This is a genomic window from candidate division KSB1 bacterium, assembly GCA_022562085.1.
Taxonomy (GTDB): domain Bacteria; phylum Zhuqueibacterota; class Zhuqueibacteria; order Oceanimicrobiales; family Oceanimicrobiaceae; genus Oceanimicrobium.
In genome coordinates this window covers 1-13,351 of sequence record JADFPY010000022.1, presented here as the reverse complement: position 1 = coordinate 13,351, position 13,351 = coordinate 1, and the positions used below count along the sequence as shown (strand labels likewise).

Here is a 13,351-nt window from a genome sequence, read left to right as displayed (position 1 = left end):
AACGAATGAAAGTTCGGTCTTCGTTGAAAAAGATTTGTGACAATTGCAAGATTATTCGCAGAAAAGGTCGGGTAATTGTCATTTGCAAAAACCCCCGGCATAAGCAGCGGCAGGGTTAAGAATGTTTGAGGAGGAATGTTTTGGCTAGAATTTCTGGAGTAGATTTACCCAAAGATAAACGAGTAGAAATTGGGTTGACATATATTTATGGTATCGGCCTATCAAGCGCACAGAAAATTCTGGGGCAGGCCAAGGTAGATGGGGATATCCGGGTAAAGGATTTATCTACTGAAGACGTAACCAAAATTCGAAACATCGTTACCAAGGACTACAAAGTTGAAGGTGCTTTGAGAACCGAAGTTACAATGAACATCAAGCGGCTTATGGATATTGGGTGTTACCGTGGCTTGAGGCACCGTCGGAGCCTGCCGTCACGCGGACAGCGGACTCACACAAATGCCCGGACTCGCAGAGGGAGAAGAGCTGCCGTCGGCGGCAAAAAGAAATAAGGTGATAAATTCATATTAAAAGGAAACCGTGTAGATGGCAGCGCCAAAAAGACAAAAAGGTAAAAAGAAAGAAAGAGTTGAATCCAATGGGGTCGCTCATATTAAGGCAACATTTAACAACACAATTGTGACCCTAACTGATCAATACGGAAATGTGATTTCCTGGGCATCGGCCGGGAAGATCGGTTTTAAAGGGTCACGAAAGAGTACCCCTTTTGCTGCACAGCTTTCTGCAGAAACTGCTGCAAAAGAAGCTATGGAGCTGGGACTTCAGCGCGTCGAGGTCTTGATAAAAGGTCCGGGTTCCGGTAGAGAATCAGCAGTGCGATCCCTGCAGGCTGCAGGATTGGAAATCACAGCTATTAAGGATGTGACCCCAATTCCTCACAACGGCTGTCGACCGCCAAAAAGAAGACGTGTTTAATCATTTTTATAAGGGTGCAGAAATAAATGGCAAGATATATTGGTCCTGTTTGTAAACTTTGCAGAAGAGAAGAAGAAAAACTGTTTCTAAAAGGCGCGAAATGTATGACGCCGAAATGCCCGGTGGACAAAAAAGCTTATCCTCCGGGGCAGCACGGAACACGCCGGCGTTTTAAGCAGTCCGAGTATGGGATTCAATTGCGGGCTAAACAAAAAGTTCGCAGAATCTATGGTGTTTTGGAGTCTCAATTCAGAAATTATTTTGAGAGTGCAGAACGACAAAAAGGAATTACAAGCGAAAATTTGCTGCAATTGCTGGAACGGCGCCTCGATAATATTGTCTATCGTTTAGGTTTTGCTCCGTCGCGCAAATCTGCCCGCCAGTTGGTTCGTCATCGCCATTTTATGGTGAACGGAAAGCTGGTCGATATTCCCTCCTATAGTTTGAAGGCGGGAGATGAAGTGAAAGTCAAGGATAAAAGCAAGAAACTGGAAACCATTCATGCCGCGATGAAAAAAATTCGTGAAGATAAACAACTGCCGTGGTTAGAGTTAGACAAAGCCGGTATGGTTGGAACCCTGATGAATATTCCTGCTAGAGCAGATATTCCACTAGAAATTAATGAGTCTTTGATTGTAGAGTTGTATTCTAAATAGTTGAACTTAAGGATAAGTGGAGAATATAAAAAATATGAATTGGCCTAATCTTCAGATGCCTGAAAGTATTGAAATTGATGAGGCAAATTATTCGAATGTTTTTGGTAGGTTTGTTTTACAACCTTTGGAACGAGGTTTCGGTGTAACAATCGGGAATTCTTTGCGAAGAATTCTTTTATCTTCCCTGCCAGGTGCAGCAATCTCCATGATTCGGGTTGATGGCGTTCTGCACGAGCTTTCTACGATTCCGGGGGTAGTGGAAGATGTTGCAGAAATGATTTTGAATTTGAAAGAAGTTAGATTTAAATTAATGACAAAACGTCCTGAAAAATTTATGGTTCATCTGCAGGGACCGCGTGACTTTATAGCGGGTGATATCCAGAATGGAACCACGGAGTTTGAAATTTTAAACCCCGGCAGACACATAGCTACTCTAAATAAAGATGCAAATTTTGACATTGAGTTTAGAATCTCTCGCGGTCACGGTTACGTGCCGGCTGAGAAGAACAAACAACCGGATCAGCCGATTGGCTCTATTCCAATCGATGCAATTTATACACCCATCAAAAAAGTCTCTTATAAAGTAGAAAATACCCGTGTCGGCGACAGAACGGATTACGAAAAGCTGATACTCGAAGTTGAAACGGATAGCAGCATAACTCCTGATGACGCTTTGACTTATGCGGCAAAGATTTTGAAGGATCATATTCAACTTTTTATTAACTTCGACATTGAGCCTGAAGAAGAAGAACCCGTTGAGGTTGACGAAGAAGTTCTGCAAATTCGCAAACTTTTAAAGATGCCGGTCGATGAACTTGAATTATCCGTTCGCTCATACAATTGTTTGATGGCTGCCAATATCAAGACGATTGGGGATCTGGTAAAAAGAGATGAACCTGAGATGCTCAAGTTTAGAAACTTTGGCAGGAAGTCGCTGCAGGAGTTAACCAAGATTTTAGAGGAGAAAGGGCTTCACTTCGGATTTGACACTGAAAAATATCTCAAAGGTGACACTGAATAATTACTGGAAATATCGATAATGCGGCACAAAAAAGTAAACGCTAAATTAAATAGAACCGCAGCACACAGAAAAGCTCTCTACTCTAATGTAGCCACGTCTTTGTTTGAGCATAAGCAAGTAAAGACGACTATAGCTAAAGCAAAAGCCGTTAGAAAAACCGTCGATCGCATCATCACTTTTGCTAAACGTGGAACTTTGGCTGATCGCAGGCAGGTCTTAAAGACGATTCACGACAAGAGAGTTGTTAAAAATCTTTTCGATGAGATTGCTCCGACATATAAAGAACGAGATGGCGGATACACACGGATCATCAGGCTTGGCCGCCGCAAAGGCGACGGTGCGGAAATAGCACTTTTGGAGCTGGTTGGTTATGAAGGGGTTCTGATGGAAAAGCATAAGTCGAAGGAAGAAGGGAAGACCAAGAAAAAAGAGAAACAAACATCTGAGAAAGAAGAGACTGAAGCTGAAGAGTAATTTCCAAGTAAAGTAATGTTTTTCTTTATGGAAATTTAAAGCCGATTGATGGGTTAGCAGTCGGTTTTTTTATTTATTTAAAACGAACTAAAGTGTTTTGAGAAAAAGTAAAGCAATCCGAGCGCCACGAGGCAATGGGCTCACCTGCAAAGGATGGGCACAAGAAGCAGCCATGCGAATGTTGATGAACAATTTGGATCCCGACGTTGCCGAAGATCCTGAGAACTTAATTATTTATGGCGGCACTGGCCGGGCAGCTCGAAACTGGGACTGCTACCATCAAATTGTCAAGTCACTGCAAAATCTCGAGAATGATGAAACGTTGCTCATTCAATCCGGCAAACCGGTTGGGGTTTTTAGGACGCATCCTTACTCCCCGAGAGTCATTATCGCCAATTCACTCCTGGTGCCGGCCTGGGCCACTTCCGAGTACTTTCGTGACCTGGAAGATAAGGGACTGATCATGTACGGCCAGATGACCGCTGGAAGCTGGATTTATATAGGAACGCAGGGAATCCTGCAGGGTACTTATGAAACTTTTGCTGCCGCTGCTAAAAAGCATTTCAGGGGGGATTTGAAAGGTAAGTTGGTTGTTTCGGGTGGCTTAGGCGGAATGGGAGGCGCTCAACCATTGGCAGCAACTATGAACGGCGCTGTTTTTCTGGGCGTCGAAGTCGATGTACACAGAATCGAGCGCAGGATTCAGACTCACTATTGCGATAAAAAAACGAATAATTTGTCTGAGGCACTACAAATTGTTCAGGATGCAAAAGAAAAACAAGAGGCCGTCTCAGTTGCTTTGTTGGGCAACTGCGCAGAGGTACTTCCAGAGCTGGTCAAACGTGGGGTTATTCCTGATTTGTTAACCGACCAAACTTCGGCACATGATGAATTGACCGGCTATGTGCCGGCCGGAATACCTTATGACGAAGCGCTTCGTTTGCGTGAATCAGATCCGCAGGAGTATATTAAAAGAAGCTACAATTCGATGGTGACTCATGTAGAGGCCATGCTGAAGCTGCAAAATATGGGCGCAGTGACATTTGATTACGGAAATAATATACGCGGTCAGGCGTTAAAAGCAGGACTTAAAAATGCCTTTGATTTCCCGGGATTTGTACCCGCTTATATCAGACCACTTTTCTGTGAAGGTAAAGGCCCCTTCCGATGGGCGGCGCTTTCGGGTGATGCAGAAGATATTTTTAAAACCGATGAAATTGTTTTAAAGCTTTTCCCGGAGGACAAGTCGCTTGCCCGCTGGATAAAAATGGCAAGAGAAAGGATTGCATTTCAAGGATTGCCTGCAAGAATTTGCTGGCTCGGTTACGGCGAGCGCGCTAAGTTCGGCCTGGCAATTAACGAACTGGTTGCAAAAGGCGAGATTAAAGCGCCGATCGTCATTGGCAGGGATCATCTTGATTGCGGTTCGGTTGCATCTCCCAACCGCGAAACCGAAGGCATGAAGGACGGCTCGGATGCCATCGCAGATTGGCCGATCTTAAACGCTCTGTTAAATACCGCTTCCGGGGCGACTTGGGTTTCGGTGCACCACGGCGGCGGGGTTGGCATTGGCAATTCCATTCACGCGGGACAGGTGATTGTTGCCGACGGCACCAAAGACGCTGCCGAGCGTTTAGAGCGCGTTTTGACCAACGATCCGGGAATTGGCGTTGCCCGGCACGTTGATGCAGGTTATGAAAAGGCGGTTAAAACGGCAACAGAAAAAGGTATTAACGTGCCGATGATGAAATAATAATTCAAGCGAATTGAAGATTGCAAGCTGACTTCATCATAAAGAACTGCGCTGAAATTGCCACCCCACTTGCAAATGAAGGCTTTAAACCAGCGGGTTTTAAGACAATAAAAAATGGAGCTTTAGCAGCCTATGAGGGCAAAATTGTTTTTGTCGGTAAGACTGCGGAGCTTGATTTTCAGGTCGAAATAGGGGAAGGTGTTGAAATAATCGATGCATCCGGGAAAATTGTCACGCCCGGTTTCGTCGACAGCCACACCCATCCAATTTTTGGAGAGACGCGGGAAAATGAGTTTGAAATGCGCATTAGTGGCAAAAGTTACGAAGAGATCGCTTTGGCGGGCGGCGGCATTCGGTCGAGTGTTCGCAGTCTTCGCAACACTTCCAAAGAAGAGCTGGTCGAGAAAGTACTGCCACGTTTGGATAGATTCCTCGAATACGGCACCACAACAATTGAGGCAAAAAGCGGCTACGGCCTGACCATTGAAGATGAAATCAAATCACTCGAAGTTATTAATGAATTAAACCAGCGACATCCCCTGGACCTGGTGCCGACATTCTTGGGAGCACATGAAATCCCAGATGAGTACCGCGGCAACAAAGATGGCTATATCGATCTGGTCATTAATGAAATGATGCCTGAGGTTAAAGAAAGAAACCTGGCTGAATTTTGTGACATTTTCTGCGAGTCTCATGTGTTCACGGTTGAGGATTCGAGAAAAATTTTAGGCGCTGCCAAAGACATGGGATTCAATTTAAAAATACATGCGGACCAACTTACCCGAAATGGCGGCACTGCCCTGGCTGCAGAATTAGAAGCAACTTCGGCCGATCACCTGGAATACACAGATGAAGATGACTGGGAGAAGATGGTAACTCATAAGGTTGTGCCGGTGCTGTTACCAGGCGCTGTTTTCTTTCTGGGTAAAGAAAAATATGCCCAAGCGAGCAGGATGCATGAGGTAGGACTGCCAATTGCAATAGCAACGGATTTTAACCCGGGCACATGTATGAGCGAATCGATGCCCCTGATATTAACTTTGGCTTGTTTAAAGCTAAAGCTCAAACCCACAGAAGCGCTCACCGCAGCCACATATCACGCTGCTTTAGCCATAAATTGCGGGAACTTATTAGGGTCTTTGGAAGTAGGAAAAAAAGCTGATATGGTGATTTGGGATGTTCCAAATCTGAGTTATATACCTTACCATTTTGGTGTAAATTTAATTAAGGCTGTTGTGAAATCAGGAAAAATAGTTTGTGAAAACTGATTCGAGGTATTAATGGAAAGCGGTTTTATGAATAGGTTTAAGACATTTAAATTAAGCAAAAAAAAGAGCGGCTGCATAAATTTTTTCCTACCGATTGTTGTTCTATACCTAATCTGCTTAACGAGTTGCGGGAGTGATAAATCGATCCAGGGTTTTAGTAAAGACGATGGATTCGATCCAAACGACAAGGGAGTAGTTGGTCATACGCTAATAACCACTTTGGAAATCGAAGAGACTTTTTCAGACACGCTTGTTGCTACAGGGAATGCACCCTTGCTGCTCCTTGGCGCTTTTAAGAATATCGAGACCAATATTTTGCTGAAATTTGAAAACATACCCGACACAGTCACGATTACAAATGCTACTATTTCAATCCGAACCAGGGAGCTCCTGGGGGATAACCGAAACAAATCATCCTTTATGGCGCGTATTCATGCGGTGAGAGAAGATTGGGAGGAGGGGAAAGTAACAGAGGATAATTTTGCCAACTCCTTCGATGCCAACGCAATAGCGAGTGCTGAAATCCTGTCTGTTGCAGGCACTGCGCTTGATTCCAATTTGACCAGGATTGAAACTGTTCGATTTTCTTTGAATTCGGAAGGTGTTGATTTAGTGAAGAGCTGGGCAGACACTACTTCGGAGAACTTTGGCTTTCTCGTTAACTTCGATCTGGGTCAAAGTCTTTTTATTAAAGAATTCTATTCAAAAGATGCTCTCACGCAACCATTACCAACGCTAGACCTTGAGATTCTTGACGGTACTGAGAAAGATACTTTATTTATACCCGTTACTGCTGACGCCTATTTGTTCAGCAGTTTGATAGAGCCGCCAGCGGGACGGTTATATGTTGATAATGTATTCAGCCGACAAACCGTGGTTAAATTTGATTTGTCCGATATTGACAGCCTGGCTACGATCAATAGAGCTGATTTGATACTTACTCTGGACCGGGATAATTCCATCATAGGTGAAGATCCATTCATACTTCAAATGATTAGTTTAGATACACCGTTTGAGTCACCTGAGTCAGTTGAGCTTGGCACTATCTCAGTAGATCCTCTTGTAATTCCACTCATTACCAGAGATATGACCACGGTTACAATTCCAATAAGAAGCCTTATTCAATTATGGGTTAATAATCGAATTGATAATAACGGCTTTTTAATCAGATCGGCAACTCCGGGTCTGGACGTAGCCAGGGTCGCGTTTCGGTCTACTGCAATGGACTCTGCAGCAAGCGCAAGATTGCAAATTGATTTCACAACCTCTCCGAAAATTCCTTAAAAAATGAGAAAATCAATGCTATGTAATAAAAGTAAAAGTATAGTTTTCTTAGTGCTTCTAATTTTTGGCACTAACCTTAATTCCCTCAAGGCACAGTCATTCTACTCTTCACAAGGAATCGGACTTGTGAGCTATTTTGTTAGCGGCCGGAGTACTGGCATGGGAGGTGTGGGTCTCGCTTTGACAGATGCCTTAACTGTAAGCTTTTTGAATCCCGCAAGTTTGAGTGCCTTGCCTCTTAGCACTATTTCGGGTAACTTTCGGCATTCTGTGGCCGATCTAAAAAATTCTTCACAGGAGGCTTCAATTACAGATACCAATGTTTCGGGGGTGCAATTTGTGATACCTCTTAAACAGAATAGAGTCGCTGTTTCACTAGGGCTCAATCCGTATAGTTCTATTGAAGTTTCATTCACAGATGAAATTTTATCTGATGGAAACCCCCGCTTGGAGACCGTTTCATATGACGGGGGCTTGAGCACAGGGTTCCTCAGCCTATCTATCAGGCCGTTTAATAGACTCTATTTAGGTGCAACCGGACTTTTTTATTTTGGACTTCTAAGAAATATTCAGCGTGTCGATTTTACTTCGCCCGATTTTTTAGATACTCAAGCTGAACTGAGCCAAAGCGTTACCGGGTTAAATGTCAGACTGGGAGTTATCTTCAAAATTTTGTCGAATTGGAGTTTAGCCGGCGTTCTTACACCCGGAGTTACTTTAAATGCAGACAACTCACTTAACTTGAGTGTTGCGGAGTTTCCAAATGTTTCTACGAGTGATATTGAATTACCTTTGGCGTTTGGAGTCGGTACCTCCTTTGGTCTAGGGCGAAAACTGTTGGTCGGGATTGATTACTACAAAGAACAATGGAGTGAAGTTAGTAATGAAGGCTTCAATAATGACAGTCAATTTAATAACGATAGTCAAAGAATTGCACTCGGACTAGAGTATTCGGGAAGAGGCTCTTTTAGAGATTCATATTTTAGTAGAATGGCGGTGAGAGCAGGTATTTACTATAAAATTTTGGGCTTAGAGGAGCCAGTCGGTGAAAAAGTAACCGAAATTTTTGCCACAATCGGTTTAGGCTTGCCAATCAAATGGAGTGCGGGCCGTCTAGATCTGGCATTGGAGACAGGCAGACGAGGCTCCTCCTCACAGAACCCGTTTCGTGAAAATGTAATCCGTTTCACCGGCAGCATTACAGTCGGTGAAAAGTGGTTTCTGCGCCGGCGATAAATTAATTGTAACAATTCACTTGCATTTTAAGCAATTTTTTCTTAAAGTTTTCACTTAAGGTGTTGACGTTCCTCCTAATTCGAAACATTTTTTTTTTGATAAAAGCTTGAAATTACAAAATACGCGGAGGTATTGAAAGTGAGAAAAGAAAATTGGATCACCAATAAATTAATAAACTGTGTTGGGTTGATTTTGATTTTAGTATTGGGGGCTACTGCCACAGTGGAGGATTCTTTTGCTCAAAGGAAGAAAAAGAAAGGAAAAAATAACAGCGAAGTTGACGCTGAAGCTGCCAGAAAAAAATACGAATTTGAGTTATTAAAAAGTTGGAGTTTCGGATTCGAGAATTATAAGAACAAACAATACGACAGCTCAAAAAAACATTTTTGGAACGTAGCCAAGCTTGACACAATAAATAAATTTGGGGCAAAAACCTATCGCTATTTGGGCAATAGTTACTTGAATGGCGGTGACCCGGATAGCGCCCAGGTTATTTTTGAGTTAGGTGCTGAAAAATATCCGGAATATACTTATTTACATCAGATGCTTGGGTATCTCTTGTCAAACCGGGGGCTCACAGAAGAAGCCGTTGAGCGATATAAAAAAGTTGTGGAGCAAAAGCCCGAGTCTGTAGATGATTGGAATCAGCTTGCTTCACTTTATGTAAAGTTAGAGCAGGATGAAGATGCGATTGCTGCTTATGACAAAATCCTCGCCATCGACCCCAACAATATGGAGGCTCAGCAAAAGAAAACTGCTTTGATTAGCAGGAGCGGCGATATAGATGCGCTCATTGCTGAAAAAGAAAAAATCAGAGAGCGGGATCCTCAGGATAGTCAGGTACGTTTTGACCTGGGGAAACTATATTTCGAGCAGGTTGAAGAATTTGAAAAGTCGATTGAGCGCTTCCATGAATTTTTGACCTTGGTCCCTAATGACATAGCCGCAATGGAATACGTCGGAAATGCTTATAGTAGGTTGGATAAATCTAATGATGCGATAACTCAGTTTAAGTCCATTATGCAAATTCAACCGGATAACAAGAAAGTCATGGCTGAGATAAGCCGGTGCTATAAAGATTTGGGCCGGTTTGTCAGCGCCCGCTCTTATGCCAGGAAAGTCTTAGCCATTGATAAATCTTACGGACTGGGCTGGATAGCTTTGGGTGAGGCTTATGAAGCATCTGCGGAACGTTGTATCAATCAAAAGGATAGCAAGGTGGATTTTAATGATAAATTGGTTTATGAACTTGCTTCCGGTCAATATAAAAAAGCCTTAGCTGACCTTGAATTTAGACAGGATGCTGAAAGGCATTTAAGTTTTCTACAAGGAGTTTTACCCACTCAGGAAGATAAGTTTATGCATAAAAATCAGAAAAAAGCCAGAGGTGAGTGTTATAAATGGATTTATTAGTTGCTCTTTTTTTAATTTCTATCGTTCGTTGGCATAAAATGAAATACTTGAGGACTCAAACTTGGATCACTTAAAACGGGCAGATCCGGAATTATATAGAGCTATTTTAGATGAAACCAAGCGTCAAAACAATAAACTCGAATTAATCGCTTCAGAAAACTTCGTTAGCTTGGCAGTCCTGGAAGCTGCCGGCCAGGTGATGACCAACAAATACGCCGAAGGGTATCCTCAAAAACGTTACTACGGGGGCTGTGAATTTGTTGATGTGGCAGAAGATCTCGCCAGAGATCGAGCAAAAAAAATTTTCAAAGCCGATCACGCCAACGTCCAACCTCATTCCGGCTCACAAGCAAATATTGCTGCTTATTTTTCCATTCTAAATCCGGGCGATAAAATTCTGGGTATGGATTTAGCTCACGGGGGGCACCTTACCCACGGCAGCCCGGTTAATTTCTCCGGTAGAATTTTTAAAGTTGTTTCCTACGGAGTCAATGAGAAAACCGGCTACATCGATTTGGATGGCGTTGCAGCTGTTGCTGAAAAGGAGAAACCAAAATTAATCATTGCCGGCGCTAGCGCTTATGGCCGTGAGATTGACTACAAAGGGTTCCGTGAAATCGCTGACAAAGTTGGAGCTTACGTGATAGCCGATATGGCACATCCCGCTGGCTTGATTGCCGCTGGATTAATCCCGAGCCCAATTGAACATTGTCACATTGTGACTACGACCACGCACAAGACTTTGCGTGGACCAAGAGGCGGAATGATTCTAATTGGCAAGAATGGCGAAAATGATTTGGGTATCAAAACCCCCAAAGGCCGCGTCAAACTCTGGTCAGAAGTTGTTGATTCAAATGTTTTTCCGGGATTTCAAGGGGGGCCGCTTATGCATATTATCGCTGCAAAAGCGGTTGCTTTTAAAGAGATCCTGGAACCCAGCTTTAGAGATTATGCCCAGCAGATCATTCGGAATGCCAAAGCCTTGTCAAATAAACTTGTAGATTTGGGATATAATATCGTTTCGGGCGGTACCGATACACACGTCATGTTAGTCGATTTGCGAAACAGGGATCTTACCGGTAAACAGGCTGAGGAATTCTTGGAGAAAGCCTGGATCACCGTAAATAAAAATATGGTTCCATTTGACACCCAAAGCCCTTTTGTTACCAGCGGGATTCGAATCGGCACGCCGGCATTAACATCCCGAGGAATGAAGGAGGAGGCAATGGAGGAAATTGCATTTTTAATAGATAAAATTTTATCTGATGTGGATAACAATAAAATTTTGAAAGCGGTTCGAGATCAGGTTGCTGATTTATGTTTGCGTTTTCCACTTTATGCAATTGCGGATGAATAGATATGAAATGTCCGTTCTGCAAATACGAAGATAGTAAAGTTATCGACTCCCGAGCCAGTAATGAAGGTCGGGTTGTCAGAAGAAGAAGGGAATGTTTAGAATGCGCTCGTCGGTTTACGACAAAAGAACATGTAGAAGAATCTCCAATTATGGTTGCTAAATCCGATGGTCGGCGTGAGATCTATGATCAAGAAAAGCTGAAGCGTAGTTTGCAAATTGCCTGTACAAAGCGTCCGGTCCCTACATCTACACTGGATGAAATTGTGACTAAAATTGAAAACGAGCTTCGGGATCAATCAAAGGATGAAATTGAATCGAGAGAGATTGGTGAGCTGATTATTAATTACTTGCGGGATTTGGATGAAGTGGCCTACGTTCGATTTGCTTCGGTGTATCGGAATTTCCAGGCTAAAGAAGAATTTTTAAGTGAGCTTGAGGAACTAAAGAACCCGAGAAAAAATACTCAATAACAAGGGATACAAGAAGTTTATTGAGCAGATAGTTTCGACGCCAGCTTAGCCCAGTGGTGTTGCTATCTGTTTTTTTATGTTTAATTCTGTTTAATTTAAATGACCGAGAAATCCAAAGAAAAAGAGATGCCGTTTCTTGACCATCTTGAGGAACTTAGATGGCGATTGATTAAATCGATTGTTACCGTTATTGTCTGTGCAATCGGTGTCTATTTTTTCTCAGAGCAGGTGCTGGCGTTTCTGATTGCGTTGAAGCCGTACCGGCTGGAGCGGGTGAAGGCCTTTTTGGATCCCACCTCCGACCCGCAAGGCGCCGGCTTCCAGGCGATTCAGTCCATTTTGGCCGTCGGGTCGGGCGGCGTGACCGGCGTCGGTCTGATGCAGGGACAGCAAAAACTTTTTTATCTTCCCGAAGCCCACACCGACTTTATCTATGCCGTGGTCGGCGAGGAACTGGGTTTGTGGGGCGCTCTGCTGGTGGTGGTTCTGTTTGGGATCATCGCCTGGCGCGGGCTCCGGATTTCCAGCCGGGCACCGGACCTGTTTTCCCGGTTGCTGGCGGTGGGCGTAACCACGATGATAGTCGGGCAGGCCTTAATCAACATGAGCGTGGTGCTGGCGTTGTTGCCTACGAAAGGCATCCCGTTGCCGTTTATCAGCTACGGCGGCAGCGATGTGCTGGTAATGCTCCTTGGCATGGGTTTGCTGCTCAACATCAGCCAGCATGCGGATTAAGAAGGCTCAAGAGAGTGAAGGAATGAAGGTGATGATGGCGGGCGGAGGCACCGGCGGGCATGTGTTTCCCGCGTTGGCGGTCGCCGCTGCGTTGCGGCGGCGCGACAGCCGGGCCGAGATTCTCTTTGTCGGGACGGCGCGCGGGCTGGAGGCTCGTGTGGTGCCCGAAGCGGGTTTTGAACTGCGCACCTTGCCGGTGCGCGGCTGGAAAGGAGTCGGGCTTTCGGCCAAGTTGCGCAGTCTGGCCTCGCTGCCGGGGAGCATGTGGTCAAGCCGGAGAATTATGCGCGAGTTTCGTCCCAACGTGGTGTTTGGTACCGGCGGGTACGCCGCCGGTCCGGCTGTGTTGCAGGCTGCTTTGGCGAGGCGGCCCACCGTCGTGTTCGAGCCCAACGCCGAGCCGGGTTTGACCAACCGGTTGCTGGCCCCGTTTGTCACCCGCGCGGCTGTCACCTTTGAGGAGGCGGCGCAGCGCTTCGGCGCCAAGGCGGTTCGGACGGGCAGTCCGGTGCGAAAAGAGTTTCTTTGTGTCCCTCCATGCAAGCTTTCGCCGCCCTATACCATTTTGATTTTCGGCGGCAGCCGGGGAGCGCTCCAGTTGAATCGAGCCGTCCAGGACGCTCTGCGTCCGTTGCGAGCGAGCGGGCTGCCGCTGCGTTTTATTCACCAGACCGGTAAAGACGATCTGGAATCAGTCCAGCGCACTTATCAGGAACTGGAGATGGCGGTTGAGGTCCGTCCTTTTTTCGAT

15 protein-coding genes are annotated in these 13,351 nt (G+C 44.8%); all 15 read left to right on the top strand.

The window, feature by feature from the left end:
* Nucleotides 1–5: 5 nt before the first annotated feature.
* Entirely contained in the window at nt 6–119 is a 114-nt protein-coding gene (rpmJ, locus tag IH879_03705) for a 50S ribosomal protein L36 (GenBank protein ID MCH7674038.1), read from the top strand.
* 21 nt (nt 120–140) lie between these two features.
* The gene (gene rpsM / locus IH879_03700) at nt 141–509 is read left to right on the top strand and encodes a 30S ribosomal protein S13 (protein ID MCH7674037.1); all 369 of its coding nucleotides are present in this window, start codon (nt 141–143) and stop codon (nt 507–509) included.
* A 34-nt stretch (nt 510–543) separates the two neighbouring features.
* Nucleotides 544–933: a 30S ribosomal protein S11 gene (rpsK, locus tag IH879_03695; protein ID MCH7674036.1), complete on the top strand. Its 390-nt coding sequence runs from the start codon at nt 544–546 to the stop codon at nt 931–933.
* Between the two features lie 26 nt (nt 934–959).
* Nucleotides 960–1,589: a 30S ribosomal protein S4 gene (gene rpsD, locus IH879_03690; protein ID MCH7674035.1), complete on the top strand. Its 630-nt coding sequence runs from the start codon at nt 960–962 to the stop codon at nt 1,587–1,589.
* Between the two features lie 34 nt (nt 1,590–1,623).
* A complete protein-coding gene (locus IH879_03685) occupies nt 1,624–2,610 on the top strand; it encodes a DNA-directed RNA polymerase subunit alpha (protein MCH7674034.1) in 987 nt (328 codons plus the stop codon).
* Nucleotides 2,611–2,628: 18 nt separating this feature from the next.
* On the top strand, nt 2,629–3,084 hold the full coding sequence (gene rplQ, locus IH879_03680; protein ID MCH7674033.1) for a 50S ribosomal protein L17: 456 nt from the start codon (nt 2,629–2,631) through the stop codon (nt 3,082–3,084).
* Between the two features lie 97 nt (nt 3,085–3,181).
* Nucleotides 3,182–4,837: a urocanate hydratase gene (gene hutU / locus IH879_03675; GenBank protein ID MCH7674032.1), complete on the top strand. Its 1,656-nt coding sequence runs from the start codon at nt 3,182–3,184 to the stop codon at nt 4,835–4,837.
* A gap of 20 nt (nt 4,838–4,857) precedes the next feature.
* Complete coding sequence (locus IH879_03670) at nt 4,858–6,105, top strand: imidazolonepropionase (protein MCH7674031.1); 1,248 nt, start codon at nt 4,858–4,860, stop codon at nt 6,103–6,105.
* Between the two features lie 27 nt (nt 6,106–6,132).
* A complete protein-coding gene (locus IH879_03665) occupies nt 6,133–7,389 on the top strand; it encodes a DNRLRE domain-containing protein (protein ID MCH7674030.1) in 1,257 nt (418 codons plus the stop codon).
* A gap of 126 nt (nt 7,390–7,515) precedes the next feature.
* Nucleotides 7,516–8,625 carry a hypothetical protein gene (locus IH879_03660; GenBank protein ID MCH7674029.1) on the top strand — a complete coding sequence of 370 codons (1,110 nt, stop codon included), beginning with the start codon at nt 7,516–7,518 and terminating at the stop codon, nt 8,623–8,625.
* A 138-nt stretch (nt 8,626–8,763) separates the two neighbouring features.
* A complete protein-coding gene (locus IH879_03655) occupies nt 8,764–10,038 on the top strand; it encodes a tetratricopeptide repeat protein (GenBank protein MCH7674028.1) in 1,275 nt (424 codons plus the stop codon).
* Between the two features lie 61 nt (nt 10,039–10,099).
* Complete coding sequence (locus IH879_03650; GenBank protein MCH7674027.1) at nt 10,100–11,395, top strand: serine hydroxymethyltransferase; 1,296 nt, start codon at nt 10,100–10,102, stop codon at nt 11,393–11,395.
* A gap of 2 nt (nt 11,396–11,397) precedes the next feature.
* Complete coding sequence (gene nrdR, locus IH879_03645) at nt 11,398–11,865, top strand: transcriptional repressor NrdR (protein MCH7674026.1); 468 nt, start codon at nt 11,398–11,400, stop codon at nt 11,863–11,865.
* Between the two features lie 99 nt (nt 11,866–11,964).
* On the top strand, nt 11,965–12,600 hold the full coding sequence (locus tag IH879_03640; protein MCH7674025.1) for a twin-arginine translocase subunit TatC: 636 nt from the start codon (nt 11,965–11,967) through the stop codon (nt 12,598–12,600).
* A 22-nt stretch (nt 12,601–12,622) separates the two neighbouring features.
* The coding region (locus IH879_03635; GenBank protein ID MCH7674024.1) for a glycosyltransferase at nt 12,623–13,351 on the top strand (729 nt) is incomplete at its 3' end.

Excerpts from the sequence above, each read along its gene's own strand:
- rpmJ (MCH7674038.1), top strand. The coding sequence starts at position 6 with ATGAAAGTTCGGTCTTCGTTGAAAAAGATTTGTGACAATTGCAAGATT.
- rpsK (MCH7674036.1), top strand. The coding sequence starts at position 544 with ATGGCAGCGCCAAAAAGACAAAAAGGTAAAAAGAAAGAAAGAGTTGAA.
- rpsD (MCH7674035.1), top strand. The coding sequence starts at position 960 with ATGGCAAGATATATTGGTCCTGTTTGTAAACTTTGCAGAAGAGAAGAA.
- IH879_03685 (MCH7674034.1), top strand. The coding sequence starts at position 1,624 with ATGAATTGGCCTAATCTTCAGATGCCTGAAAGTATTGAAATTGATGAG.
- rplQ (MCH7674033.1), top strand. The coding sequence starts at position 2,629 with ATGCGGCACAAAAAAGTAAACGCTAAATTAAATAGAACCGCAGCACAC.
- IH879_03665 (MCH7674030.1), top strand. The coding sequence starts at position 6,133 with ATGAATAGGTTTAAGACATTTAAATTAAGCAAAAAAAAGAGCGGCTGC.
- nrdR (MCH7674026.1), top strand. The coding sequence starts at position 11,398 with ATGAAATGTCCGTTCTGCAAATACGAAGATAGTAAAGTTATCGACTCC.
- IH879_03640 (MCH7674025.1), top strand. The coding sequence starts at position 11,965 with ATGACCGAGAAATCCAAAGAAAAAGAGATGCCGTTTCTTGACCATCTT.